General features: G+C 52.4%; 29 protein-coding genes and 1 tRNA gene. 11 read left to right on the top strand and 19 right to left on the bottom strand.

All coding sequences use genetic code 11. The annotated features are described in order from the left end of the window. The first annotated feature begins 24 nt into the window (after nt 1-24). The gene (locus PsW64_RS18115) at nt 25-1,014 is read left to right on the top strand and encodes a hypothetical protein (protein ID WP_208980870.1); all 990 of its coding nucleotides are present in this window, start codon (nt 25-27) and stop codon (nt 1,012-1,014) included. Between the two features lie 71 nt (nt 1,015-1,085). Here the strand turns inward: PsW64_RS18115 and PsW64_RS18110 are convergent, their stop codons facing one another. Both PsW64_RS18110 and PsW64_RS18105 read right to left on the bottom strand, forming a co-directional pair. After that, entirely contained in the window at nt 1,086-1,943 is an 858-nt protein-coding gene (locus PsW64_RS18110) for an alpha/beta fold hydrolase (RefSeq protein WP_063304471.1), read from the bottom strand. Between the two features lie 192 nt (nt 1,944-2,135). Continuing rightward, nucleotides 2,136-2,609, bottom strand: coding sequence for an ester cyclase (locus tag PsW64_RS18105; protein ID WP_063290495.1), 474 nt, complete (start codon nt 2,607-2,609; stop codon nt 2,136-2,138). A 109-nt stretch (nt 2,610-2,718) separates the two neighbouring features. Here PsW64_RS18105 and PsW64_RS18100 point away from each other — a divergent pair, with 109 nt between their 5' ends. After that, a complete protein-coding gene (locus PsW64_RS18100) occupies nt 2,719-3,078 on the top strand; it encodes a winged helix-turn-helix transcriptional regulator (protein WP_063290496.1) in 360 nt (119 codons plus the stop codon). Here the strand turns inward: PsW64_RS18100 and PsW64_RS18095 are convergent. The 11 genes from PsW64_RS18095 to PsW64_RS18050 all read right to left on the bottom strand — a co-directional run bounded on the left by PsW64_RS18095 (nt 3,075) and on the right by PsW64_RS18050 (nt 13,449). Next, nucleotides 3,075-3,281, bottom strand: coding sequence for a hypothetical protein (locus PsW64_RS18095; RefSeq protein ID WP_152986835.1), 207 nt, complete (start codon nt 3,279-3,281; stop codon nt 3,075-3,077). The genes PsW64_RS18100 and PsW64_RS18095 overlap by 4 nt on opposite strands. A 154-nt stretch (nt 3,282-3,435) precedes the next feature. After that, the gene (locus tag PsW64_RS18090; protein ID WP_063304470.1) at nt 3,436-5,589 is read right to left on the bottom strand and encodes a 3-hydroxyacyl-CoA dehydrogenase NAD-binding domain-containing protein; all 2,154 of its coding nucleotides are present in this window, start codon (nt 5,587-5,589) and stop codon (nt 3,436-3,438) included. Between the two features lie 148 nt (nt 5,590-5,737). Continuing rightward, entirely contained in the window at nt 5,738-6,124 is a 387-nt protein-coding gene (locus tag PsW64_RS18085; RefSeq protein ID WP_063304469.1) for a hypothetical protein, read from the bottom strand. Nucleotides 6,125-6,351: 227 nt separating this feature from the next. Beyond that, entirely contained in the window at nt 6,352-6,933 is a 582-nt protein-coding gene (locus tag PsW64_RS18080) for a Fic/DOC family protein (protein WP_063304468.1), read from the bottom strand. Then, nucleotides 6,933-7,148 carry a hypothetical protein gene (locus tag PsW64_RS27805; RefSeq protein ID WP_206599565.1) on the bottom strand — a complete coding sequence of 72 codons (216 nt, stop codon included), beginning with the start codon at nt 7,146-7,148 and terminating at the stop codon, nt 6,933-6,935. The genes PsW64_RS18080 and PsW64_RS27805 overlap by 1 nt, the downstream gene beginning before the upstream one ends. 247 nt (nt 7,149-7,395) lie before the next feature. Next, the gene (locus tag PsW64_RS18075) at nt 7,396-9,114 is read right to left on the bottom strand and encodes an ABC transporter substrate-binding protein (protein ID WP_063290499.1); all 1,719 of its coding nucleotides are present in this window, start codon (nt 9,112-9,114) and stop codon (nt 7,396-7,398) included. A gap of 74 nt (nt 9,115-9,188) precedes the next feature. Next, complete coding sequence (locus tag PsW64_RS18070; RefSeq protein WP_057465479.1) at nt 9,189-9,470, bottom strand: DUF2160 domain-containing protein; 282 nt, start codon at nt 9,468-9,470, stop codon at nt 9,189-9,191. 13 nt (nt 9,471-9,483) lie between these two features. After that, on the bottom strand, nt 9,484-10,380 hold the full coding sequence (locus tag PsW64_RS18065) for a carbohydrate ABC transporter permease (RefSeq protein WP_063291454.1): 897 nt from the start codon (nt 10,378-10,380) through the stop codon (nt 9,484-9,486). 5 nt (nt 10,381-10,385) lie between these two features. Next, nucleotides 10,386-11,273 (bottom strand): carbohydrate ABC transporter permease, encoded by an 888-nt coding sequence (locus PsW64_RS18060; RefSeq protein ID WP_057465481.1) that lies wholly within the window; start codon nt 11,271-11,273, stop codon nt 10,386-10,388. A gap of 3 nt (nt 11,274-11,276) precedes the next feature. Next, entirely contained in the window at nt 11,277-12,356 is a 1,080-nt protein-coding gene (locus PsW64_RS18055; protein ID WP_063304968.1) for an ABC transporter ATP-binding protein, read from the bottom strand. Between the two features lie 10 nt (nt 12,357-12,366). Further along, nucleotides 12,367-13,449, bottom strand: coding sequence for an ABC transporter ATP-binding protein (locus PsW64_RS18050; RefSeq protein WP_063298744.1), 1,083 nt, complete (start codon nt 13,447-13,449; stop codon nt 12,367-12,369). A 780-nt stretch (nt 13,450-14,229) separates the two neighbouring features. Here PsW64_RS18050 and PsW64_RS18045 point away from each other — a divergent pair. The 3 genes from PsW64_RS18045 (at nt 14,230) to PsW64_RS18035 (ending at nt 16,739) form a co-directional block, all read left to right on the top strand. Next, on the top strand, nt 14,230-14,994 hold the full coding sequence (locus tag PsW64_RS18045; protein WP_063304467.1) for a sugar phosphate isomerase/epimerase family protein: 765 nt from the start codon (nt 14,230-14,232) through the stop codon (nt 14,992-14,994). A gap of 84 nt (nt 14,995-15,078) precedes the next feature. Next, entirely contained in the window at nt 15,079-16,110 is a 1,032-nt protein-coding gene (locus PsW64_RS18040) for a Vgb family protein (RefSeq protein WP_063291451.1), read from the top strand. A 242-nt stretch (nt 16,111-16,352) separates the two neighbouring features. Next, a complete protein-coding gene (locus PsW64_RS18035; protein WP_057465485.1) occupies nt 16,353-16,739 on the top strand; it encodes a hypothetical protein in 387 nt (128 codons plus the stop codon). 36 nt (nt 16,740-16,775) lie between these two features. On the opposite strand, the gene PsW64_RS18030 is transcribed toward PsW64_RS18035, so the two are convergent. From PsW64_RS18030 to PsW64_RS18020, 3 genes are all read right to left on the bottom strand, one after another. Next, a complete protein-coding gene (locus tag PsW64_RS18030; protein ID WP_063291511.1) occupies nt 16,776-17,309 on the bottom strand; it encodes a methylated-DNA--[protein]-cysteine S-methyltransferase in 534 nt (177 codons plus the stop codon). 109 nt (nt 17,310-17,418) lie between these two features. Further along, a complete protein-coding gene (locus PsW64_RS18025) occupies nt 17,419-18,264 on the bottom strand; it encodes a fumarylacetoacetate hydrolase family protein (RefSeq protein WP_063304466.1) in 846 nt (281 codons plus the stop codon). 15 nt (nt 18,265-18,279) lie between these two features. After that, nucleotides 18,280-19,017 carry an SDR family oxidoreductase gene (locus PsW64_RS18020; protein WP_063304465.1) on the bottom strand — a complete coding sequence of 246 codons (738 nt, stop codon included), beginning with the start codon at nt 19,015-19,017 and terminating at the stop codon, nt 18,280-18,282. 267 nt (nt 19,018-19,284) lie between these two features. On the opposite strand from PsW64_RS18020, the gene PsW64_RS18015 reads away from it, so the two are divergent. From PsW64_RS18015 to PsW64_RS18000, 4 genes are read left to right on the top strand one after another with little or no spacing between them, the layout of a single operon-like run. Continuing rightward, nucleotides 19,285-20,082: an IclR family transcriptional regulator gene (locus PsW64_RS18015; protein ID WP_063304464.1), complete on the top strand. Its 798-nt coding sequence runs from the start codon at nt 19,285-19,287 to the stop codon at nt 20,080-20,082. Between the two features lie 10 nt (nt 20,083-20,092). After that, the gene (locus tag PsW64_RS18010) at nt 20,093-21,133 is read left to right on the top strand and encodes an aldo/keto reductase (RefSeq protein ID WP_063304463.1); all 1,041 of its coding nucleotides are present in this window, start codon (nt 20,093-20,095) and stop codon (nt 21,131-21,133) included. Next, complete coding sequence (locus PsW64_RS18005; RefSeq protein ID WP_063304462.1) at nt 21,126-21,971, top strand: amidohydrolase family protein; 846 nt, start codon at nt 21,126-21,128, stop codon at nt 21,969-21,971. The genes PsW64_RS18010 and PsW64_RS18005 overlap by 8 nt, the downstream gene beginning before the upstream one ends. A gap of 1 nt (nt 21,972) precedes the next feature. After that, nucleotides 21,973-23,496: a UxaA family hydrolase gene (locus PsW64_RS18000; protein WP_063304461.1), complete on the top strand. Its 1,524-nt coding sequence runs from the start codon at nt 21,973-21,975 to the stop codon at nt 23,494-23,496. A gap of 8 nt (nt 23,497-23,504) precedes the next feature. Here PsW64_RS18000 and PsW64_RS17995 read toward each other — a convergent pair whose 3' ends face one another. Next, nucleotides 23,505-24,365 carry a helix-turn-helix domain-containing protein gene (locus tag PsW64_RS17995; protein WP_063304460.1) on the bottom strand — a complete coding sequence of 287 codons (861 nt, stop codon included), beginning with the start codon at nt 24,363-24,365 and terminating at the stop codon, nt 23,505-23,507. Between the two features lie 117 nt (nt 24,366-24,482). On the opposite strand from PsW64_RS17995, the gene PsW64_RS17990 reads away from it, so the two are divergent. After that, entirely contained in the window at nt 24,483-25,418 is a 936-nt protein-coding gene (locus PsW64_RS17990; protein WP_063304459.1) for a phytanoyl-CoA dioxygenase family protein, read from the top strand. 57 nt (nt 25,419-25,475) lie between these two features. Here PsW64_RS17990 and PsW64_RS17985 read toward each other — a convergent pair whose 3' ends face one another. Then, on the bottom strand, nt 25,476-25,859 hold the full coding sequence (locus tag PsW64_RS17985; protein WP_063304458.1) for a VOC family protein: 384 nt from the start codon (nt 25,857-25,859) through the stop codon (nt 25,476-25,478). Nucleotides 25,860-25,945: 86 nt separating this feature from the next. Between PsW64_RS17985 and soxR the strand changes: the two genes are divergently transcribed. Beyond that, the gene (gene soxR, locus PsW64_RS17980) at nt 25,946-26,410 is read left to right on the top strand and encodes a redox-sensitive transcriptional activator SoxR (protein WP_063304457.1); all 465 of its coding nucleotides are present in this window, start codon (nt 25,946-25,948) and stop codon (nt 26,408-26,410) included. Nucleotides 26,411-26,492: 82 nt separating this feature from the next. Here soxR and PsW64_RS17975 read toward each other — a convergent pair. Further along, nucleotides 26,493-26,569, bottom strand: a tRNA-Met gene (locus PsW64_RS17975). Nucleotides 26,570-26,580: the final 11 nt, after the last annotated feature.

Genomic DNA, 26,580 nt, shown 5'->3' with positions numbered 1-26,580 from the left:
ATTCTCAATAAAAACGGTGGCCTCATGCCCATATCCAATGTAAACACAACACAAACAACTGTTCAAATTGAAAACAACGCAAGCCTCGCGCAAGTTAATACTAAAAACACACAATCCTCAAGCTTGAATGATTCCGCCTTAAAGGCAGAACCGGAACACAAAACAGGCTTCTACTACGCACCCTTCGCATCTGAGGATGTCTTAGTTTTCGCAGCAGGCACCAATCAAGCCCGCAACACGGCTGGTAAGGAACCACGCCATATTATCGTGGCAAATGATGCTGCTAAAACCAAACTGGAAACGCTCAAGCAGCAGCTGGTAGAAAAGAACCAGGCTCAGGCCAGTGACATTCGCGAAAAGGCAAATGCAGTCATCTCGGAGCTGAACCTTGAGGGATTTGAGCTTCTGGACTTTGTATCATCAGATGCCTACACAGACATGCTGAAGCTGGCACAAAACTATTCCTTTGAAGCAGATGTTCTGCAGCAGGCAAACATTATCAGCAATGAGAAAACCGGCATTCTGGGCACGCTAAAAAACGGTGAGAACAAAATCTACGTACTCGGCCACGGCGCTAACGGCTCTAACGAAATCTCCAGCAAACGAAGCGCCAGTGAGGAAGGCTATGAAACAGTTTCCTCAAAAGGGCTGGCTGAGCAACTCTCAAAAGGCGGTCTGGATAAATCATTCACCGATATACGCGTCGAAAGCTGCTACAGCGCAGATGCAACCGCGCCAGAGTCATTTGATCCGGAAGAACTGAAACTTTCTTCCGAACCTGGCTTCATAGATGCACCAGAGGATCCAGAACTCGACGGGACCAAAGTTTTCCCTTTTGCGCAGTCCTTAGCGAATGAACTCAAGAGTGCTGGCTTTGAAAGCCCGGAAGTTGCCGGTTATCACGGCGCGGGAAAGGCCTACTCAGAAGATGCCCATAGATACCAGACACTCCACACAGACGATGCACCAGTGGCCAGAAGCTCTGATGTGCGGCAGATATTTATTCCGGTCTGAACCTACAGCTTTACAGAAGCGATCAGCATAAGCGCATAAAGCCCAGCAAAACTCTTGGCCGGGCTTATTGCTTAGCCTTTACATTTTGCCAGCCTGCTCAAGATAGCATCAGCTTGAGTCCAGAGGATCGCACTCCCCTCCTCTGCAATCTGATGCAGCTCAGAACAGTTCAGGCGCGTGGCAAGGGTGCTGCCAAAGTCAGGCGAATGCACCGGGCTCGTATCCTTGAGGCCATACCATAACTGCACGTCCTGCTTGATGTTCTCAACGCTGAACGACCAGCGCCCCATCGCAAGCCGCGTATCACGGGCATAGCCGGCCGCTCCCTGAGCAAAGCCCGAGGCGAGCGCATCACGATAAAGAGGTGCAAACGATGCTGAGGCATAAAACGCACGGTCCTCTTCCCCGCTCATCCCCTCAATCATCTGCCACAGCCAATCTGCCGTCGCCATGCCTGCAATGTCAGCCTCAAGACGGTCCGGATCATCGCAAGCTAAAGAAACCATGCCCTTCAACTCATCAGGAAGCTTGGCAAACATACCGGGGGAGGCCAGCTCATCCTGACCGGACACAACCGCAACCCTATCAACAAGACCAGAAGCTGCCAGTGCCAATGCAAAAGGCGCCCCCTGCGAAAAGCCAATCGCAAACGCCTGATCGGCCTTCACAAAATCAAGCAGTTCTTTGATATCCTCTGCCCAGCTTTCAAAGTTTTTCTCAGGATCTAGCTCGGACTTACCCAATCCCGGACGATCAACTGAGAGAACACGCAGACCCAGATCCTTTGCGGTTTGCTCTCCAAACGGAATGGCAGAGGCCATTCCTGCGCCCTGACACAAAATCACAGGCCGCCCATCAGCATCACCCCATTCACTCCATGCAAGGGCGCGGTCACCGGGCAGAATTATTGTTCCTTCTTGCAGCTTCACAAACGTATTCCTCAATGCAAATTCAAAAACTAAATCAACAATCTAATAAGGCAGACGATCTCTTCCCGCCCCTAAAGCTGCACCTAACAAAACGGGTAATTACTGCAAGATCAAGCCAGCAAACAGACTTTTTCCCAGCCGCGTAGACGCCTCCTAAAAAGAAAGCCCGGGGAAACTCCCGGGCCTTATCGCTTAGTTCTTCGTAGCAAGCTGGGCGCTCAGCGAACTAAGTTCCTCAATATGCCAGAACTCGTGGATCTTGCCGTTCTCAACGCGATAAACCTCAAAACCGGCAATATCAAAGGCATTGCCATTAGCTTCAGCACCAAACAGCCCATCAGTGTTGGTGCCTTTGTAACGCCAGTAGATCAGAACTTTGTCATCACCGATTGGCTCAACCATACCAAGCTCATGGCGGGAGTCCGGTGCGCCTGCTGCCAGGGCTGTATAGGTCCCCACCGCAAACTGCTTGGCGTTTTGTCCCTCACGACCATTATGGTCCACCATGTCATCGGCATAAAAAGCTGCCAGTTTATCCGCATCAAACGGGCGACTGTCCGCAACCTCATAGAATTTGCTCAAAAGATCAGTCGCTTCAGTGGCACCAGCAACTGCGGTTGAAAGGGCAAGAGCTGCAGCAGCTACAGCAAGCTTCACTTTGTTCATCGGTGTGTTTCCCTTGTTTTCATTAGGCAAACCCCATATGAAAGCAAAGAAGCAGAACGTCTAGTACGCACTATTTTAGCAGCTAGTATATAAAAGGGTACTGCCCACCATGAGCGATGACAGCAAAGACACAGCCAGCAGAGCATTCATCGGCTATGAAACCTGCCCTGTGCGCCGTACCCTGACTGTTTTGAGCGGTAAATGGAAGCCATTGATAATATACGAGCTTCTGCCTGCACCCTGCCGTTTCAACGAGCTGAAACGCAGACTGCCCGGTGTTTCTCAACGCTTATTGACAGCACAACTCCGCTCTCTGGAAGAGGATGGAATTGTCGACCGTAAAGTTATGGAAGTTGTACCGCCGCATGTTGAATACTCCCTTTCAGAAAAGGGCAGATCCCTGCAGCCGGTCCTTCAGGCAATGGAAACCTGGGGCGAGAACGAGGTCAAAAACTTCCCGATCTCTTAATCCTTGCGCTCATAGTGATAAGTGATCTTGGGCTTGTTCTTGCCGAACAGGATCTTCAGGATCACAATGGGGATAGTGATGGCAATAACGGCCAGCATCAGGCCGGAGGCAAATCCGATAATGAGGAGGATAAATGCCAGTAAAGCCATCGCGAACAAAATCGCAATCACCCGCCCGGTTATATATTCCAGAAAATTCAGCATCACCATCTCCAACGGGCATATCTTCCAAAACCGGCGCCGGTTTTCGGTTCAGGATACGCAAATAAACATCCAAAACAGCACCGTTGCTATGTGTGCTGTTTTCGAGCTACCCAAAGGGTACACCACTAGAAGATGGCGATGCAACTGAAGAGAATCAAGCGTTCTCGTGCTTTTTCGCTGCCGGGTTATTCCCCCGCTCAGCATTCAGATCAGCAAATGTTTTGCCAGAGGCAACCAGTTTCTCAAGCAGCTTTGCAGGCTGCCAGAAGTAAGCATCCTCCTGCGCATACACCTTGATATTGTTGAGGATTTTCTCAAGTCCAATCTCATCTGCATACTGCATTGGGCCACCACGCCAACGCGGGAAGCCATAGCCGTAGATCAGCGTCATATCCACGTCCAGCGGCCGCAAGGCAATGCCTTCCTCAACCACCTTTGCAGCCTCATTCACCATGGCTGCGATGTACCGATCAAGGATCTGCTCTTTTGAAAGGTTTTGTGCGTTGATATGTTTTTCTTTGCGTTCCTCTGTCAAAATCTCGAGAACAGCAGGGTTTGGCGTGCCTTTCCGCGCACCTTCCTCATAAACGTAATAGCCCTTGCTGGTTTTCTGCCCAAACCAGCCTTGCTCACACATGCGGTCTGCAAAAGTGAAATAGCGCTCACGTGGATCACGGGTTGGTGCTTTCCGCTTACGGGTTGCCCAACCGATATCCAGACCTGCCAGATCAGCCACCGCATACGGCCCCATCGGGAAGCCGAACTCCAGCATCACCTCGTCCACCTCAAACGGCGATGATCCATCCACCACAACGGCATCAGCAGCTGCACGATAAGTCGCAAGAATGCGGTTGCCGATAAAGCCATCACAAACGCCAGCCCGAACAGCAATCTTACGCATGATCTTGCCAAGCTGGAAACCAGTCGCAATCACATCTGGAGCCGTCTTGTCCGCAACCACGACTTCCAGCAGTTTCATAATGTGGGCCGGAGAGAAGAAGTGCAGGCCAATCACATCCTGCGGACGCTTGGTCACTGCAGCAATGGCATTCACATCCAGATAAGAGGTGTTGGTCGCCAGAACAGCACCGTCCTTACAAACCTCGTCCAGCTTCTGGAACACCTGCTCCTTCACAGTGATGTCTTCAAACACCGCCTCAACGACCAGATCCACATCAGAGAGCGAGGCATAATCCGTGCTCAAAGATAAGGCTTCAGTAAAGATCCGCTGTTCCTGCTCTGCTGAAAGCTTGCCCTTCTTAACAGCACCACCAGTATTCTTGGCAATCGTCGCTTTCGCACGACTGAGAGCCTCATCATCCCGCTCAATCAGGGTAACAGAAAGCCCGTTCATCAGAGCACCGGTCGCTATGCCAGCGCCCATAGTACCACCGCCGATCACGCCGATAGATTTCAACTCGCGTGGAGCAATGCCTTCAATTTCAGGAAGCTTGCCAAGAGCCCGATCCGCAAAGAACGCATGTGACAAAGCGCGGTGTTGAGCCGAGTTCTTCAGCTCCATAAACATCTCACGCTCTTTCGCCATGCCATCTGCAAAGCTGGTCTGGCTGGCAACCTCAATGGCTTCAACACACACCACCGGTGATTTCTGACCACGAGCCCGCTTGGCAACCGCAGCCTTAGCATCCGCAAACACCTGCGGATCAACAGCAGGCGCAACCAGCTCAGAGCAACGGCGCAACGGCGTTCTGTTATCAATCACAGACCGCGCAAACGCGAGGCCAGCAGCAACCGCATCAGCCTCTTCGCTCACCTCATCCAGAATACCAGCTGCTTTGGCAGCATCAGCACCAAGCTGCGCACCACTCGGGATCATCTCCAGCGCTTTCTCGTAGCCCGCCAAACGCGGCAAGCGCTGCGTGCCGCCAGCGCCCGGAATGATACCCAGATGCACTTCCGGCAAACCAACCTTGGCACCCTTCACCCCAACGCGGAAATGACAGCCCAGCGCAACCTCAAGCCCGCCGCCCAGCGCAACACCATGAATGGCCGCAATCACAGGCTTGGAGCAGGCTTCAATACCATCAATCACATCAGGCAGATGTGGCTCAGTGGCCGGACGCTTGAACTCACGAATGTCCGCCCCGGCGATGAACACCTTGCCAGCGCCAGCAATCACCGCAGCCTTCGCCGCATCGTCTTCTTCAAACTGCTTGATACGCTTAACCAGACCCTGCCGGATCGCCAGAGACAACGCATTCACCGGCGCATTGCTCACGGTCATAACCGCAACATCACCGCGCAATTCATAGGAAACCTGACCTGATGACTTAAATGAAGAAGACACTCGAAACTCCCTGAGGCAAAGCGCACTCCCGCGCCGCACTATCACTCGCAATTCCACGTAGTTTAGCAGGGCACAGCAGGAATTCCAGTTGTAAAATACAATTCTAGTATGCGGAATTACAAGAGAAAGGCTTGGTTACCCTCACCATCTACGACTGCTCGTCCAACCCCTTCGGCAAGGAGATCCAAAGCACAGTCTGAGCCTCAGCTGAATGCCGCGAAAGGTGACCCTTGCCATGCGTGTCCTCAATAAGCACGAACTCCCCAGCGCCGACTGTTCGAACTTCCCCGTCACTGGTTTCATACTCAACGGACCCATCAAGCCTCACAGTCAAAATCCGATCAGGCACACTATGCCATTCCACCTGTCTCATACCTGCTGGAATGTGAGAGAAACGGACGCGCGAAGCCGGATAACTGGCACTCACATCAAACGGAGTTGCTTCGGGATGCACCGACACTTTCTGCGTCGGTATCTCAACCTCACCAAAATGCGACTCCCCATCCGGCGTTGCGTAAATCCTTAGACACTTCACAGCAGCAGCCCCTTCAATCTGACCAAGACATCGCAAAATCTACCTACCATGCCGCAACCAATGGACGAAACAAGTACTTCAGATAATACAATCCCCCTTCATAGCGACATCTCGGCATACCTTTTCAGGATGTCTCGCTTGGATTTTAAGGGTGAAGCATTCAAACGCAGCACATCGCTAAAAAACGAAACTGGTATGGTGTCTCCCAGGAAGCGAGAAGAATATATCTACGCCATCAGTGCCATAATTGCTTGGATAAGCGGTCCATTGTTGCCGTGAAAACTAGCAACCATAGCTGCCATGAACTGATCAGCTTGAATTTGCTCCACGTCCATCGGAAAACCTGAAATTTCAAAGAGAATGCTCAGTAAGGTTAGCTGACAACGTCCATTTCCCTCTCGAAAGGGATGAACGGCATTTATTTCTGCAATATAATAAGCTGCACGCTTTGCAAATGTTATCGGGTCATCAATCCCCGTGAGGTGGCTTTCAGCTGCCAGTTGAGCGAAAAGCTTGACCATTTCCTGCTCAATAAACTCAGGATAGCAAAACCAACTATCGCCTTTTCCTGTCCGAATATCTCTTGGCTTCCCTGCCCAATCATAAACGTCTTGGAAAAAATGATGATGGATTGCCTTATAGTGCTCATAGTCCAATTCACCATCTGGTAAAGATTCCTCAGAGCGTGTCAGGAACATAAGTTGCTCGAACTGGTCCAGCTCACTTTGGTCGGTCAAATCTAGTTTGTTTTTAAGAACATGCGTGCCTGGATAGCATAGCGGATCTTCTATTGCATTATAACGGCTCATCAACGAAATTTCTTAGTAAAGCTACCAGAAATTGCTGAACGCAATGCATCCCCCTTTAATCCTTTGCTTTCATGAAGAGTAATTGTACTTCTAGAGCGTGCAGTCAAAGTCATACCTTCAACTTGCGCAAACTTTGAAGCTTTGCTTTTGCCAAGCGGTGCTACGGCAAACCGGCCACTCTCTGCTGAGCGTTTGATATTGCTACTTTTCTTCATGGGCAGAGATTAGCACAAGCAAGTCAAAAATTGCAAAAGCGGAGTGTTGGCACCTCTAACGAAAAACGTGGGACATAAATTGCAATGTGCTGATGGCAAAAGGCAAACGGTAGGCTAGTTATCTAATACTCCCCCTCATCAAACAAAAAACCCGGCGCCTTACGACACCGGGTTTCTCGTTTAGTCTTGGAAGCGCATCATCGAAAACGAACTCTGTTCGCGATGATGGACACTTTAGAAGCGACGCTTACTTGGAAGCATCTGCCCAGCTCTTGATCAGCTCGTCGTAGTCAACGGTAACCGGAGTTGGTTTTTCGTTAGCCAGTTTGGCTTTTGGTGCGCCTGGCTGGTTCAGCCAGAAATCGCGATCCTTAACTTCGTTGAGCTTAGGACCACACTCGCCCTGAACACCAGCACGCTCAAGACGCTTCAGAACTTTGTCCTGAGCAGCTGCAAGAGCGGTCATAGCTTCCTGAGGAGTTTTCGCGCCTGAGGATGCATCACCAATGTTCTGCCACCACAGCTGAGCCAGCTTTGGATAGTCAGGAACGTTGGTACCGGTTGGAGTCCACTGTACACGAGCTGGGGAACGGTAGAATTCTACCAGACCACCCAGATTAGGTGCACGCTCGGTGAAGGACGCATCACGAACGTCACTGTCACGTACGAAGGTCAGACCAACGTGAGACTTCTTCAAAGAAGTTGTCTTTGCAACGGTGAACTGAGCGTAGAGCCATGCAGCTTTTGCACGATCTTCCGGGGTAGACTTCATCAGAGTCCAGGAACCAGCGTCCTGATAACCCAGCTTCATGCCTTCTTCCCAGTAAGCACCCTTCGGAGAAGGAGCCATACGCCACTTAGGAGTGCCGTCTGCATTCACAACTGGAATACCCTCTTTCACCATGTCTGCGGTGAACGCGGTGTACCAGAAGATCTGTTGAGCAACAGAACCCTGTGCCGGAACCGGACCAGCTTCAGAGAACACCATGCCTGGTGCTTCAGCCGGAGCGTACTTCTTCAGCCACTCGATGTATTTGGTGATGGAGTAAACCGCTGCAGGACCATCGGTTGCACCACCGCGCTCAACGGAAGAACCAGCAGGGGAACAACCGTTTACGCGAATGCCCCACTCGTCAACTGGCAAACCGTTTGGAATACCCTTGTCGCCAGCACCTGCCATGGAGAGCCATGCATCGGTAAAGCGCCAACCCAGGGATGGATCTTTCTTACCGTAGTCCATGTGACCATAGACTTTTTCGCCGTTGATTTCTTTCACGTCGTTGGTGAAGAACTCAGCGATGTCCTCATAAGCAGACCAGTTAACCGGAACACCCAGCTCATAGCCGTATTTCGCTTTAAACTGAGCTTTGATGTCTGGGTTTGTGAACCAGTCATAGCGGAACCAGTAAAGGTTCGCGAACTGCTGTGTTGGCAGCTGGTACAGCTTGCCATCAGGGCCAGTTGTGAATGAGCGACCGATGAAGTCTTCAACATCCAGAGTTGGCAGCGTAACCGCTTTACCAGTGCCAGCCATCCAGTCAGTCAGGTTACGAACCTGCTTGTAGCGAGCGTGCGTACCGATCAGGTCGGAATCGTTGACGTAAGCATCATAGATGTTCTCGCCAGACTGCATCTGGGTCTGAAGCTTCTCAACAACATCACCTTCACCGATCAGGTCGTGAGTAACTTTAATGCCGGTGATTTCGGTAAATGCTTTTGCAAGAACCTTCGCTTCGTATTCGTGGGTCGCAATGGTTTCGGAAACCACTTTGATTTCCATACCTTTGAAAGGCTCAGCTGCTTTGATGAACCAGTCCATTTCCTTCATCTGCTCTTCCTGAGAAAGAGTAGAAGGCTGGAATTCGTCGCTCACCCACTTCTTCGCGGCTTCCATGTCTGCAAAAGCAGAGCTGGATGCGCAAATCATGGCTGCAAAGCCAACGGACGCTAAAAGCTGACGTCTCATATATATTCCTCCCGATTATAATTGATTGCACTGAAAGTTCCCCTAAACATCAGTGCAGAGAAAAAAGCTCAATCCTAAACCCAGCGGAACACGCAAAACGCGTATGCCACACAGACCAACAGAGCCCACCAAAGGTTTGCACTAACAAACCCAAGCCAAAACAGGCAGATAAACGCACTGCCCAGCAGCGAAACAAACAAGCGGTCGCCGCGTGTCGTCTCAAATTTCAAAATCCCATGCCGTGGTGTTCCCCCCGGCACAAACCACTCCCAAACCGCCATGCTGGAGATCAGCAGGCCAATGGTGATGAAGAAAATCGCAGTCGGCGACGTCCAGGCCATCCAAGAAAAATCCATAATCGCCTCCCTGTTAAACGCGACCCAGGGCAAAGCCCTTAGCGATGTAGTTACGTACGAAGTAGATCACCAGCGCACCCGGAATAATTGTCAGAATCCCCGCCGCCGCAAGTACACCCCAATCCATGCCGGAAGCTGAAACCGTACGGGTCATCGTGGCCGCAATCGGTTTAGCCGCAGTGGTCGTCAGCGTGCGGGCAATCAGCAGTTCCACCCAAGAGAACATGAAGCAGAAGAACGCTGCCACACCGATACCGCTTGCAATCAAAGGCATGAAGATCTTGCCGAAGAATTTCGGGAAGGAATAGCCATCGATGTAAGCAGTCTCGTCAATCTCTTTCGGGACACCAGACATAAAGCCTTCCAAAATCCACACAGCCAGCGGCACGTTGAACAGACAGTGCGCCAGAGCCACTGCAAGGTGCGTGTCGATCAGACCGAAGGCGGAATAGAGCTGGAAGAAAGGCAGCGCAAACACCGCTGGCGGAGCCATACGGTTTGTCAGCAGCCAGAAGAACAGATGTTTGTCACCCAGAAACTTATAGCGCGAAAACGCATAGGCCGCTGGCAACGCAACCGCTACGGAGATAACCGTATTGAGCGCCACATAGGTGATGGAGTTGATGTAACCGTTGTACCAGCTTGGGTCCGTGAAGATCACCATGTAGTTGGCGAGCGTCGGCTCATCCGGCCACAAGGTGAACTTGCTCAGAATTTCCTGGTTGGTCTTCAGGCTCATGTTGAAGAGCCAGTAGATCGGCAGCATCAAAAACGTGATGTACAAAGTTGGAACGAGGAAAGCATAGCGGCTTCCGGTTCTCTGTGCCTTTGCGCGGGTCCGGCTGCGTGGAGCCTGTCCACCAGCAGCAACACCACCATCAATGACTGCAGTTCCAGTTGTTGTCGACATGGTGCTTACTCCTCGCCTGCGTAGTGTTTCTTCTCAGTCCCAATGTTGTTCATCGCGGTGTAGAACACCCATGAGAACAGCAGGATGATGAGGAAGTAGACGAGTGACATTGCAGCAGCTGGTCCAAGGTCAAACTGACCAATCGCCATCTTCACAAGATCAATACTCAGGAAGGTTGTGGAGTTACCCGGTCCGCCACCTGTAACAACAAACGGCTCGGTGTAAATCATGAAGCTGTCCATGAAGCGCAGCAGAACCGCAATCAGCAACACACTGTGCATCTTTGGCAGCTGGATGTAACGGAACACAGCCCAGCGGGACGCCCCATCAATACGCGCGGCCTGATAGTAAGCCTCTGGAATAGAAACAAGCCCCGCATAGCACAGCAGCACAACAAGGCTGGTCCAGTGCCACACATCCATAACAATCACGGTGGCCCATGCAGCAACAGGGTCCTGCGTGTAGTTGTAGTTGATGCCAAGAGAGTTCAGGAAGTAACCCAGCAGACCAATGTCCGCACGGCCAAACACCTGCCAGATGGTACCAACCACGTTCCACGGCACGAGCAATGGCAGCGCCATCAACACCAGACAAACCGGAACACCCCAGCCTTTTTTAGGCATACAAAGCGCAATGCCGATACCCAGCGGGATCTCGATAGCAAGAATGGAGAAGGAGAAAATCAGGTTGCGGACCAAGGCGTCATGAAAGCGCTCGGAGCTGAGCAGTTCCTGAAACCATTCAATCCCAACCCAGAAAAACTGATTGTTTCCAAAGCTGTCCTGAAACGCATAGTTCACCACAGTCATCAATGGAATAACAGCGGTAAAGGCCACCAGCAAAAGAACCGGTAAAACCATGAACCAGGCTTTGTTGTTTACGGTCTTTTCCATGGATCAGGCCCCCTCGCTTACGAGCCAGCTGTCGGCATAAAGGTTCGTCTGTGTTGGATCGAAGAGAGCTGTCGGACTTTCCGGAATGCTCATGCCTTCGCCAACAATGGCGTTCAGCGCAACACCTTCCATCTCACCACGCAGAATGCGGTAGCGGCCGATGTCTTCAACAGCGTTGACTTTCAACGGCAAACCTTCTCCGGCACCGCCGAGTTTCACAAACTCAGGACGGATACCAACCTCGGTTTTCTGAGCGACTTTCTTCGGGTCGAGACCACATGGCAGCGGCACACTGTGCCCGCCTACTCGCGCCATGGTTCCATCCACCTCACACGGCAGAATGTTCATGCCCGGAGACCCGATGAAGTAGCCAACAAAGGTGTGCTGAGGTTTGCGGAACAGCTCATCCGGCGTTCCAATCTGCACAACTTCGCCGCCATACATCACCACAACCTTATCCGCGAAGGTCAAAGCCTCGGTCTGGTCGTGGGTCACATAAACCATGGTGAAACCAAACTGCTTGTGCAGATGCTTCAACTGCGAGCGCAGAACCCACTTCATGTGCGGATCAATTACGGTAAGCGGTTCGTCAAACAGGATCGCGTTGGTATCAGAGCGCACCAGACCGCGGCCCAGCGAGATCTTCTGCTTCTCATCCGCCGTCAGGCCCTGCGCCTTGCGCTTTGCCTTGCTCTCCAGATCAATGATCCGTAGAATCTCGTTGACCTTCTGATCAACTTCAGCTGCCGGAACACCGCGGTTGCGAAGCGGAAACGCCAGATTGTCGTAAACAGACATGGTGTCGTAAACGACCGGAAACTGGAACACCTGCGCAATGTTACGCGCTTCGGTAGAAAGCTCCGTCACAGGCTTGCCATCAAACAGCAGCTCACCCTCAGACGGTGTCAGCAAACCGGAGATGATGTTCAAAAGTGTTGTCTTGCCACAGCCGGAAGACCCAAGAAGCGCATAAGCACCGCCATCTTCAAAGGTCAGATTAACTTCCTTCAAAGCGTAATCGCTCGGGCTTGTTGGGTTCGGCAAATAAGAGTGGCGAATGTGGTCGAGATCAATACGTGCCATGCTCGCCTCCTTAAGCCGGTTCATGCATGAGAGACGCAACAGAGCGGCCCTCATCATCAAAAATCATGAAGTTCTTGGCATCCACAAACACGTCGATCTTGGCATCCACGTCTACGTTATGAATGCCATGTTCCAGCGCCACCCAGCGGTGGTTCAGGCATGTCAGATGAATGTAGCTCTCAGAACCGGTAATCTCGGAAACATCAACAACCGCAGGAAGACAAACAGCATCTTCACTTGGGCGCTGCAGGTAAAGGTGATGTGGCCGGAAACCTGCTTTGTAATGTCCATCAGGAAGACGCTTCTCTTCTTCTGATGCCGGAATAACCGTGCCATTTGACGTGCGGAACTCACCCCCGCTCTTCGTCAGGCCCAGCAGGTTCAGCGGCGGATCAGAGAAAGTCTGCGCGGTAACGATGTCCTGAGGATTGCGGTAAACGTCAATGGTATCACCAAACTGCGAAACCTGCCCCTCATGCAAGGTGGCTGTACGCCCGCCCAGCAACAAAGCTTCTGTCGGTTCTGTTGTCGCATAAACAAACACAGCACCGCTTTCAGAGAAGATCTTCGGCAGCTCGTCGCGCAATTCTTCGCGCAGTTTGTAATCCAGGTTCGCCAATGGCTCATCCATCAGCACCAGATGCGCCCCTTTGACCAGCGCACGCGCAATCGCAGTACGCTGCTGCTGACCACCAGAAAGGTTCAGCGGTGTTCTGTCCAGATAAGGTGTGAGCTTCATCAAGTCCGCAGCTTTGCGCACTTGCTTGTCAACATCAGCCCCTTTTACTCCCGCAACGCGCAGCGGGCTGGCGATGTTTTCATAAACCGTGAGAGCCGGGTAGTTGATGAACTGCTGATAGACCATCGCGACGTCGCGCTTGCGCACGGAAACACCGGTCACATCCTGTCCATTTACGAGCACTTGCCCTGCAGTTGGCGTGTCCAGCCCTGCCATCAAACGCATAAGCGTTGTCTTGCCTGACAGTGTTGGTCCCAACAATACGTTCAATGAACCACTTTCAAGACGCAAAGACACGTCGCGAATATGGTCCATACCGTCAACAGTCTTGCTGACGCCCCTTAATTCAAGCATGTTGCCCTCCCGGAACAGAAAGCGACCCGACTGCTTCCTGCGATACGCGCTGCTTGCACTGCGGTACCTTCATATTCCTGACTGTAATTCCAAAAAACAACTCGGTGGTCGAGCTGAATCTCTTAGTAAAGGTCCCAGCCTTTTAAAGAACTGCGCCGTTTTAGCAACGCTACGCATCTGTCAATTTTTCACGAGCCTCCTCGAACACCTTCAAGTTCTGCTTTCTTACGCAGCTCCGTCCCTACAAAGTGCCATTAGAGATCAAAATTAAACTACGTCCTAACCAACACGTCAATTTTCGTTTACAGTCGATTACGCGCATATTCGCGTAATTTCGAAATATAAGCGAAACCACTTAAGCGTCAATTCGAAAATTGACAAAACGAAACTCTCAGCTGTTATCCATTAGGATGAGAACGCACCCAGTGCGGCAGAAAATGTTGAAGATCTGTCATTCTTGCATCTGACAGCCTGAACCAATAACACGTTGAAAAGACTGCGCTGTTGACGCAAACTCTAATTTATTAAGCTAGCTAATATTTTCGCGGCGAAATAATTCGAACCTAAATTCCCTATTCAGATGTTCTCCACCGGGTGTGGTCAATTCATGAAACCACCTTGCTCAAACATCGATTCTGACAACCGCTTTCGGAGAGGCTCCCCTCTCCTTGCCCTCTTTCGCAAGCCCTCTTGCTCTACAGGTAGATGCAACTCTATTGTCGTGCAGAGCAATAAAACCGGGCCAGCTAGCTTTGGTCGCTCTGGGAGGGGAACTGTATCATGGACTTTTGCCTACAGCTTTACAGCGCACGAAACTTCCAACCCTGGAAAGAGGTGTTTCAGGAAACAGCCCTCCTCGGCTACACACAGGTAGAAGGCTTCGAGGAACTCTATCCCACATTCGAAGCTGCTCAGACAGTGCGGGATCTCCTCGATCAATATGATCTCGACATGCCCTCCGGCCACTTCGATCTCAAGGATCTGGAAGAGAACCTTGATCAGTGTATCAAGATCGCAGTCCTTCTCGGCATGCACACTATCTTCGCTCCTTACCTCACACCAGAACAACGACCAACAACCAAGAGAGAATGGACGATCTTCGCCCACCGTTTGGAGCACATGGCCAACACGCTCAAGCATAAAGGCTTCCACTTCGGCTGGCACAACCACGACTTCGAGTTCAAGCCACTCCCGGACGGCACCATTCCTATGGAATTGATCATCTCAGAAGCTCCCACCGTGGAATGGGAGGTCGATGCCGCATGGATCATCAAAGCAGGTCTGGACCCGCTGGACTGGATCGAAGCCCACGGCACCCGCATCACCGCAGTCCATATCAAAGACATCGCTCCAGATGGCGAAGGCACAGATGAAGATGGCTGGGCAGATGTCGGCTTCGGCACCGTCCCATGGGGCCACATTCTGACGGCCTTGCAGGAAAAAACCCGAACCAAAATCTACATTCTCGAACACGATGATCCGAACAATTTTCTCCGCTTCGCTGACCGTTCCTTAACCTCACTTAAAATGCTTGAGGGTGTATAGGTAGTTTGCCATAGACACGCCTTTCCCTTGCATTAAGGCAAGTCGATTGTCTCCACCAAGGAGACGGCATAAGGGAGAGGTAGGATGAACAGACGAGAGTTTCTCGGAGCATCTGCCCTAACAATTTCCAGCGCCTATTATATGGGTATCGTTGCTGGACCTGTTTTCGCTGAAGGCGAAAAAACAAACTCTGTCAAAAACGCAAAAGTCACGTATTTTGACGCCCGTCCAGGCGCCCGCTCCAGAGACATTGGCTTCGATTCCGATGGCATGGTTTGGTACTGCGGACAGGCAGATGGCACACTCACACGTCTTGATCCTGACAACGGAGAACTCCACCCGGTTTCACTGGGCGAAAATGCAGCCCCACACGGCGTTGTGCTTGGCCCCGATAACGCAATGTGGGTCACCGAAGGCGGACAAAACGCCATCGCACGTGTTGATCCGGCAACAGACGCCGTCACCCTCATTCCGCTACCTGCCGAGTTCGCAGACGCAAACCTCAACACAGGCATCTTCGACCACGACGGCATCTACTGGTTTACCGGACAAAACGGCGTCTATGGCCGCGTTGACCCCGTCACACAGGAAATCGAAGTCTGGCCAAGCCCTCAAGGCCCCGGCCCTTATGGCATCACCGTCACGCCGCAAGGTGATGTCTGGTACGCCTCCCTCGCCGGCAGCCACATCGCCAACATTGACAGAACCAACGGACGCGCGCGCATCGTGACGCCTCCAACAAAAGAGCAAGGCGCCCGCCGCGTCTGGTCTAACTCAGAAGGCAAGCTCTGGGTCAGTGAGTGGCTCTCCGGTCAGGTCAGCGAATACGACCCGAAGGCAGACACATGGCGCGCATGGCGTCTCCCCGGCAATGATCCACTGCCCTACTCGGTCTATGTCGATGAGAACGATAAGGTCTGGCTCACAGATTTCGATGCCGACGCCATCGTCCATTTTGATCCGGATACAGAAGAGTTCACCAGCTTCCCAAGCAACAAAGCAGATGCCGACGTTCGCCAGATGGCAGGACGTAAAGGCGAAGCATGGGGCGGAGAATCCGGAACAGACAGGATCGTGCGCATCCAGTTTGATGAAACCGAAACAACACCATCCTGAATACAACAGGATCAGCAAAAAAGAGGGCGCTCAATCGGGCGCCCTTTTCCATTTAAAACCTGCAAATTTTAAGCAAAAAAAGGTGATTTGAGAAAAAAACCTGCGCTGATAAAAACCAGCGATCAGGAAGCATATCTAAACCTGCCTAACCAAATCGGTACCTGTACTGAAACGCAAATTCAGTCCTGAATGGCAGATAAACAGCTGACCATCATCTCAATTTATCTCTGGAAAGAAGCAATATGAAGAAAGTGATTTTAGGCCTTGCTATTGCCGCATGCGCAACGCCTGCACTGGCTGGTGAAGTGACTTTGAACAACACTCAAATTACTGAGTTATTGACCGGCTCAACCATCAAAGGCATCCACTTTGCCGCTGAAACACGCCAGTACTTCTCCGAGTCTGGTCTCACCCTCTGGATCAAAGAAGGCGACGCAAAACCATCCGAAGCGCGCTACAAGATCGAGAACAATCAGTATTGCTCCAGCTGGACCGGTCTTTGGAGCAAAGAAGAATATGGCTGCTTCAACATCACCCATGATAAAGAGCAGGGCATCTACTACTTCATCAACGAAGATTTCCGCGCGCCATTTATCCTGAACAACAAGTTCCAGCTTACATTTGATTGATCTGCATTGCGCTCCGGTTCTAAAGCGGGTTCCGTTTTAGAACTGGAATGCCATCTGGTCTTTGCTCGCACCGGCTCCGTGCGGAATACCCTCGTGATCCAGCAACCAGACTTTTGTATCCAGCCCGCCACCAAATCCAACTAGAGCACCATTCGCCCCAATCACCCGATGGCATGGAATAACAATCGGCAATGGGTTTGCATTGTTCGCCAGCCCCACAGCACGGCTCGCACCCGGATTGCCTAGCGCTTTCGCAACATCGCCGTAACTGCGAGTTTCCCCAAACGGGATTGCCGCAAGTTGCTCCCAAACGCTCTTTTGAAAGTCAGTGCCAATCAGCTTCCAGTTCAAAGAGAACTCTTTTAGCTCCCCTGCAAAGTAAGCCTCAAGCTGCGCAATCAAGTCCGCATAAGGCGTGGCATCTTCCACCCAGCCGTCTTCAACAAACCGCCTGCGTGCACTTTCAGGAAAATGAAGAAACTCCAGCCCACCAGCTTCTCCACCAATCAGCAAAGACCCAACCGGGCTTTCATAACTGCAATATGTGATTGGCTCTGAAACGCTGGTCATGAAAGTTTTCTCCCCCTGAAAACGCATAAAAAAACTCTCCACCACGATCAGCAGCGGAGAGCTCTTTAAAGCTTAGTGAAGGCGTCAGAGCTTAGCAAGCTCACGCTCCTCAATCAGCAGCGTAAGTAACCTGTTTTTGAACACCAAGACCTTCAATGCCCAGCTCCATCTTGTCGCCCGGCTTCAGGTAGGTCTCTGGCTTCTGCCCCATGCCAACACCCGGAGGCGTGCCAGTGGAGATCACATCACCAGGCTGCAAGCTCATGAACTGAGACAGATGCGAAATCACCTTCGCCACATCAAACACCATGGTTTTGGTAGAACCGTTCTGATAGCGATGGCCGTTCACTTCCAGATACATGGAAAGGTTCTGCGGGTCTTCCACCTCATCACGGGTCACAAGCCACGGGCCAATCGGACCAAAGGTGTCAGCAGACTTACCCTTCACCCACTGGCCACTGCGGTGCAGCTGGAAATCACGCTCAGACAGATCGTTGACCACGCAATATCCGGCCACATGATCCAGCGCGCCCTTTTCGCTCACATACTTGGTGTGTTTACCAATCACCACACCCAGCTCCACTTCCCAGTCTGTTTTCACAGACCCACGCGGAATTTCGATGTCATCATTCGGGCCACAAATAGCTGAGGTCGCCTTGAAGAAGGTCACAGGCTCTTTTGGCACTTCCATGCCCGCTTCAGCAGCATGGTCGGAATAGTTAAGGCCAATACAGATGAACTTGCCCACATTGCCGACACAGGCACCAATGCGCGGATTACCTTCCACCACTGGCAGGCTGGTCAGGTCCAGCGCCGCAATTTTTGCAAGACCTTCCGCGCTGAGCGTATCTCCAGCAATGTCACCAACCACACCAGAAAGATCACGAATGTTGCCATCCGCATCCAGAACACCCGGTTTTTCAGCGTTCAGCTCACCATATCTAAGAAGCTTCATATCCTACCCATTTTCTTATACTGACCAACCGCCATCAATGGCGTGCGTCTGACCTGTTGTAAACGCGCTATCATCACTACCAAGGTATACAGCCAGCGCAGCAATCTCTTCTGGCTTGCCAATGCGTCCCATAGGTTGACGCGCAATAAAATCTTTCATTGCCTGCTCGTAATTGCCTGTGGCCTTCAACCGGTCATGCAGAGACGGACTGTCGACAGTTCCCGGACAAATCGCATTACAGCGAACACCTTTGGTCACAAAATCCGCTGCAACTGCCTTGGTCAGGCCAATCACTGCTGCTTTGGAGGAGCAATAAACAAACCGGTTTGGCACACCCTTCAACGACGACGCCACAGACGACATGTTGATGATGGAACCACCACCTTTTTCCAGCATGCCAGGAATCGCAGCACGGCAAAGGCGGTACATGGCCTTCACATTCAGATTGAAAGAGAAGTCCCACGCATCTTCATCACAGTCGAGAATCGTACCGTTGTGCACGAAACCCGCACAGTTGAACAGAATGTCCAACGGCCCTGTAACTTCCAGAGTGTCACGCACATCATCTGCATTGGTCACATCCAGCCTCAGGCCGGTCACACCCTCAATCGCATTCAACTCTGTAAGCGCAGCTTCGTTAATGTCTGTTGCAAAAACCTTTGCGCCTTCAGCAGCATAGGCTTCCACCGTAGAACGGCCAATTCCCTGCCCTGCAGCGGTGATAAGGGCTGTCTTGCCAGTCAATCGTCCCATGTGTCCTCCCCCGGACTGAATCTCTCAAAATTTAGGCTCGGCCAAACGGACCTGAAACTCGGATTATTAGAGAGGAAGCACCGCTTATCGTCAAAACAAAAGGCAAGTGGCCCGTTGGCCCTCTCCCAAAGACCGCAAAAATCCGTCAGTTCGCCAAATCACATAATGGCATAACTTAAATATAAAAACTTCTTTCAAATGTAAATTAGAAATTGACAAGGTCGAATTTTGCGTCAAAAAATATGCTCACATCAAACAGAGCTGATCATGGCAGACACACAGACATCGCAAGACAAAGCTGAAAAATACCGCGCTCCTGCTTTGGAGAAGGGACTGGATATTCTGGAACTGCTGTCCCAGTACGCATCCGGCCTGTCTCAGGCAGAGATCGCAAAAGCACTCGACCGGTCCCCCAATGAGATCTACCGCATGCTCACCACACTGGTGCGCCGCGAGTATGTATCGCGCTCCATAGAAGGCGACCGCTTTCAGCTCAGCCTGAAAATGTATTCCATGTCGCATCGCCACCCACCCGTCACGCGGTTGTTGGAAGCGGCGGTGCCCATGATGCGCAAAACGGCCAAGGACGTTCACCAGTCCAGCCACATCGGCATGGAGCATCAGGGAGAGATCGTTGTTGTCGCCAGCGTGGAAGCGCCGGGCAACTGGAGCTTCGTCCTCAAAACCGGCTCGGTCATCGGCCTCTGGAACACAGGCACCGGACGGGCAATCGCTGCCTTCCAGAAGCCGGAGATCCGAGAGCTCATGTACAACCAGCATGAGCGTGCACTCGGAGAACCGGAGATGAGCCTCGATGCATTCCGTGACATTCTGGATGAAGTACAGGAACAAGGTTTCGTACGCATGCCATCTGCCAGCACAGTCGGCGTTACAAATCTGGCCTTCCCAATTCTGGGACCAGATGGAAACGCAGTCGCTGCACTCAGCTGTCCATTCATGGAGCGCATCGACGATTTCAAAGCACCGGGAATTGAAGACGTTCAACAAGCCTACGCTCAGGTAGCGAAGGACATCACCAGCATTTACGGCACAGTGCCAACATAAGGAAATCACTATGGGCTTGGGAGGGAAGCTGGCTCATCGACAATTGGGGGGAACAGATCTGCAACTGCCGACATTGGGAATCGGCGGCGCAGCATTTGGTGGGCTGTTTGCAACAGCTCCTCGCAAAGAGTCTATGAGCACATTGGATCGCGCCAAAGAGGTTGGTCTCACCTACATTGACACCGCCCCTTACTATGGCTTTGGCCGCTCCGAACGTGTCATTGGAGATGCCGTGCGCAAGCACGACTACATCCTCTCCACCAAGGTTGGCCGCTTGTTGAAACCGGGCATGGCAGACAATCCGGCCCAGTTCGGCTGGCCAGACCCTCTGCCCTTCCATCCGGCCTATGATTATTCGTATGACGGCATCATGCGCTCCTACGAGGCCAGTCTACACCGCACCGGTCTCGACCGACTTGATATCCTATTGGTGCATGATATCGGCACTGCGACCCATGGCCTGGAAGAAAACCGCCGCCATATGAAAGACCTGCAAGGCGGTATCAGGGCTCTTCAGGAGCTCAAGTCCTCAGGTGCTATTTCAGCAATGGGCCTTGGCGTGAACGAGACCGCCATTTGCATGGAGCTGATGCAGCAAGCCCACTGGGACGCCTTCCTCCTTGCTGGCCGTTACACCTTGCTGGAGCAAGCCCCTCTCAAGGATTTGCTGCCTGCCTGCACAAAGGCTCAAACCTCCATCATTCTCGGCGGCCCGTTTAACTCAGGCATCCTCGTTGGCGGCAACACCTGGAACTACGGAAGCGCACCGCCTGAAATTTTGGCCCATGTGACGGCGCTGAAAGAATGCTGTCAGGAGTTCTCTGTTGATCTGGCAGCAGCTGCCCTGCACTTCCCACTCGCGCACCCAACAATCGCCAGCGTTATTCCCGGCATGCGCAATCGCAGCGAGCTGGAAGATATCCTCAAATGGATCGCTGCCGACATTCCCGACGCCTTCTGGGCAAGACTAAAAGAACGAGACCTTCTTCCCGCTGAAGCCCCAGTCCCGTCTGGCAATCTCTTCTTCGAACAAGAGGTGAAGCATGCTTAGGATCGATGCCCACCACCATTTCTGGAAGCTTTCCCGCGGCGATTACAGCTGGCTCACGCCAGAGCTGAACGTCCTGTACCGCGACTTCCTCACCAGTGACATCCAACCCCTGCTCACACAGGCAAAGATGGACGGAACCATTCTCGTTCAGGCTGCAGACACAGTCGAAGAAACCCTCTTCATGCTGGAGCTGGCCGCAGAACACGACTGGATCCTCGGCGTTGTTGGCTGGGTAGACATGGAAGCAGCGAACGCGCCAGAAGTCATCAGTGAACTCTCCCAAAACCCAAAGCTCGTCGGCATTCGTCCGATGATACAGGACATTGAAGACGACGAGTGGATGCTGCAGGACAATCTGCACCCCGCCATTCAAGCCCTCATCGACAACAACCTGACACTCGACCTGCTGGTCCAGCCCCGGCACTTGCCGCACCTTAAAACCTTCCTCAGCCGCTATCCGGATCTGCGCGCAGTCATCGACCATGGCGCAAAACCGGATATCCGCAACAAGGCCATCGAGACGTGGTCCCAACACGTCAGCGACATCGCACGCACCTCCAAGGTCTGCTGCAAACTCTCAGGTCTCCTGACTGAGGCCTCCGAGAACGCAGAGATCGAAGACATCGCGCCCTACGCCTTTCACATTTTGAAATGCTTTGGTCCGGAGCGCGTCATGTTCGGCAGCGATTGGCCAGTCCTTCTCCTCGCAAATACCTATCAAAACTGGGTGGATATGGTGGAGCAGCTCACTGCTGACCTGCCACAGGCAGACTGGGAGGTCATCTTTGGTGGCACCGCTGCAAAGTTCTATCTCACCAAAACAATGGAAACTCTCTGAAATGTCGGCACCCATTCCAGCCAGCGTCAAACTTCAGCCAGCGGACAACGTCATCATCGCCACAAGAGCTTTGCAGCCGGGTGATAAGGCAGGCAATCTTCAGGTCCTCGACAATATCTCCGCAGGCCACAAAATCGCCGAACACAACATCAAGCAGGGACAAGCGCTGATCAAATTCGGCCAGACCATCGGCTTCGCAACAACGGACATTCAGGCAGGCGCTCATGTGCACTCGCACAACATGGAGTTCTCCGACCCCGGCGTGCACCACAGCTTCTGCAAGGACTACAAACCAACGCAATACGCCGAGCACCCAGAAGAGCGTACCTTCCTTGGCTATCACCGCGAAGATGGCAGTGTCGGCACCCGCAACTACATAGCAGTCCTCACCAGCGTAAATTGCTCCGCCACCGCAGCTCACCGCATCGCAGATGCTTTCAGTGATGAAGACCTGTTGCAGTTTGAAAATGTAGACGGTGTCGCCTCCTTCGCTCACGGCACAGGCTGCGGCATGGCAGGCGACAACGAAGGCTTTGCCAACCTCCAACGCGTCCTCTGGGGCTATGCCAAAAATCCAAATGTCGGCGGCGTTCTGCTGGTCGGCTTAGGCTGTGAGGTCAACCAGATAGACTTCCTGCTGGATGCCTACGGCTTGAAGCAGTCACCAACCTTCCAGTTCATGAACATTCAGGGCATGGGCGGCCTGCGTAAAACCATCGAAGCTGGCATAGAAAAAGTCAAAGCCATGCTGCCGGAAGTCAACAAAGCCTCTCGCCAGCCAGCGCCACTCTCCAGACTCATGGTCGGCCTGCAATGCGGCGGCTCTGATGGCTGGTCTGGCGTCACAGCCAACCCAGCTCTTGGCTACGCGACAGACCTGCTCATCAAATACGGCGGCACCTCAGTCCTTTCTGAGACCTCTGAGATCTACGGCGCAGAACACCTGCTCACCAGCCGCGCCGCCAACCAGAAGATCGCTGAGAAACTCGTGGAACGGGTCCGCTGGTGGGAAGATTACACCGCCCGCAACAATGGCACTATGGACAACAACCCCTCACCGGGCAACAAACGCGGCGGCCTGACAACTATCCTAGAAAAGTCCCTCGGAGCTGTCGCCAAAGGCGGCACCACTGCTCTGGAAGGCGTGTACAAATACGGCGAGCCGATTGAAACCAAAGGCTTCGTCTTCATGGACAGTCCCGGCTACGATCCTGCCTCCGTCACTGGCCAAATCGCCAGCGGCTGTAACCTAATCATCTTCACAACAGGCCGCGGCTCCGCATTCGGAAGCAAGCCATCTCCCACAATTAAGGTCGCCAGCAACACACCACTCTTTGAGCATATGCCAGAAGACATGGACTTCAACGCAGGCTCCATCATCTCCGATGGCAGATCCGTCGAAGAAGTTGGCACGGAGCTTTTCGAGCTGATGATCAAGGTCGCCTCAGGCGAACACAGCAAATCAGAAGCGCAAGGACTGGGCGACTACGAGTTCGTCCCATGGCAGATCGGCGCGGTGATGTAGCGGTATTGCTACCCTCTGAATCTGGTACGGTATTCGCGCGGGGTCATACCTTTCACCGCGCGAAACTGCCTGTTGAAGTTGGCCAGCGCCGAATACCCCACATTATGAGCAATCATTGAGACCGGCGCATCCCCGCCGGAAAGCTGCGCACACGCATCCCCAATCCGAATGCGCTTCAGGTACTCTGAGATCGTCTGTCCCGTATGCCGCTGAAACAACCGGTGCACTCCGGAGACACTCAGCGCCGCAGTCTCGGCTAGTTCTTCCAACGTCAACACACGCGCATACTCGGAGTGAATGAGCGTCAACACCCTGTCGATGCGCTCATTGCCACCATCCGCACTGGAAAGCACCACCGGATCATGCGCCAGCTGCATCGCATATTCATCCTCTGAGAGTTCCGACAAAACCCTGAGAACGATAAACAAGCGCTCCAGCGGGTCTTCCTCAAAGAAACTCTTGATCTTGGGCACCACACGCCGCCGCGCAGCATCACTGAAGCTTAGTCCCGCCAGTGCCCGCTGAAACAGCTTCTTAACACCAGCCAGTTCTGACATCTCGCTGGTAATCCGCTCAATCCACTCCGGCTCAAACCAGATAACCAATGCCTGATGCGGTTCACTCTCGTCAGGCCGATTGTTAGACGCCCACGTATGCGGAAGGTTAGGTCCGAGCAGCACAAGGTCTGAGTGCCCATAGTCCCCCACATGATCGCCCACATAACGTTGCCCTTCAGAGTTCAACGTCAGGGTCAGCTCATATTCAGGATGGTGATGCCAGGAGAACGGAATGCCGTCATGAAGACGCCGGTTCATCACCTTGAATGACCCGTCTTCAGACTCCGGCACTTTCTCCAGATATGACCGCATTTCACCCTCTGAACCAATAAGACGCCAGAATAGTACCAGTATCCGCTAGTTTAGAACAACTCTCACATACCAGAGTGAATAAACTTACAAGTTCATTGAAGGATCTGGGAGGACCAAATGGACGCTGAACTGCTTGCAGACAATCACTGGGGCTCAACCGCAACCGACACCCAGTTGAAGGACATCAAAAAGACGCTACCGCTGCGCGTCTTATCAGAAGAAGACTGGCAGCACTGGATCACCCGCGGCTACGTCATTGTGCGTCAGGCCGTTCCGCAGGAAAATGTAAAGAGACTGGTTGATCTACTCTGGGAGTTCGATGAGAAAGATCCCACTGATCCGTCAACTTGGTACACACCACAACGCCGCGCTCACAAAATGCAAGAGCTGAACAACGCGGGTATGCTGGAAATCTATAATCACCAGCACCTGTGGGACAACCGCATGCAACAACGCGTCTACGATGCTTTCGTAGACATCTGGGACCGGGAGGACCTCTGGGTCAGCATCGACCGCGCAAACCTCAATCCGCCCAAGAAAAACCGCGACGGCAAACCCGGGTTCATCCATTGGGACGTAGACACATCCCTGCGCCCTCAACCAATCAGCGTTCAGGGCGTTCTATCATTGGTCAAACAGGATGAAGAAACCGGCGGCTTTCAATGTATCCCGAAGCTCTTTGAAGAATTCGATGAATGGGTCAAGACCCAACCAGAAGACCGCGACCCCAAACACCCAGACTACTCTGGTTTTGAGATCGAGAATATTGAGATGGAGCCGGGCGACCTGATGATTTTCAACGCCCTCCTCGCCCATGGCATCCGCCCCAACAACTCAAAAGACAAAGTGCGCATCGCCCAATACATCTCCATGTTCCCATCTGAGCAAGCCAATGAAGGTCTCAGACAAGACCGCATCCATCAATGGCGCAACAGGGAGCCACCACAAAGAGCATCTTTTCCCGGCGACCCGCGAGATTGGGAAAAGAAAAATGCTAAAACGGCAGAACTGACCGATCTCGGCAAGAAGCTTCTGGGACTGGACCTCTGGTAAAACAAAAAAAGCGTTTCCTCATAATGGGGAAACGCTCTAGCACCGTAACTCATTGAGTTATGCGTAGCTGACGACCTCAAACTCGATGCCATCATCATCATCAAAGTAGAAGCGTCGACCTGGCTCATAGTCGGCATGGTTTCGGGTCTTGTATCCGCCCGCCAGAACTTTCTTCTCAACCGCATCCAGATCATCAACCACCATGCCAACGTGGTTCAAGCTGCCATGAGTGACGTAGTTGTCTTCTTGAGTGGCATTGGTGTTTCCAAGGGAATAAACAGCGATATAGCTGTCATCCGATCCAACATGAACGGTTGTTCCACCTGCCCGGGCAGCACCCTGCCAACGCACACTCCAGCCAAACCAATCTGAAAGACGGCCCGCAGTCGCAATTGGGTCAGAAACGGTGATGTTGACGTGCTCTAAAAAACTCTTTGTCATCGCAATAGCCTTTCTTTTGACTTCTGATGACACCCTGTTTAGGAGTTCAAGTTAAGTTTAAGTCAAGCACTATTTTTGAGAATTTTATGCAGCACTCAGATGTCATGACAATCGGTGAATTAGCCGACCGTACCGGCCTCACCACTTCCGCCATTCGTTTCTACGAGACCAAGGGAATTGTCACTGCCAGCCGCAACTCTGGTGGTCAGCGCCGCTTTATGCGTGCAGACATCCGCCGTCTGTCATTTGCGTTAGTCGCGCAGGAGTTTGGCTTCACCATCAAAGAGATCTCAGATCAACTAGGGACACTTCCCCCAGGCCGCGCGCCAAACAAAGCTGAGTGGCAACGCTTGAGCCAGCAGTTCAAAATTCATCTGAATGAGCGCATTGCACGCATGGAGAACCTGAGAGCGCAGCTGGAAGGCTGTATGGGGTGCGGCTGCCTGTCTCTAGACAAATGCGAGCTGTACAACGCCGGCGACGCCGCCTCCAGCTACGGCCGCGGCCCCCGCTTCATCTACGGCGACAAGTCATTTAAAGATGAAGGCTAGGGTGCGGTAACCGGAGTTGTCGTTATTTCAAAATTTAGACAACAAAAAACCCGTCATCATGATGATAACGGGTTTGTATCTTTGGTTGCGGGGGTAGGATTTGAACCTACGACCTTCAGGTTATGAGCCTGACGAGCTACCGGGCTGCTCCACCCCGCGGTAAATTGAGT

The organism is Pseudovibrio sp. W64, from assembly GCF_001623145.1.
Lineage (GTDB): Bacteria > Pseudomonadota > Alphaproteobacteria > Rhizobiales > Stappiaceae > Pseudovibrio.
The sequence above is the reverse complement of the archived record's forward strand: the minus strand, read 5'-3'. Positions and strand labels throughout refer to the sequence as shown.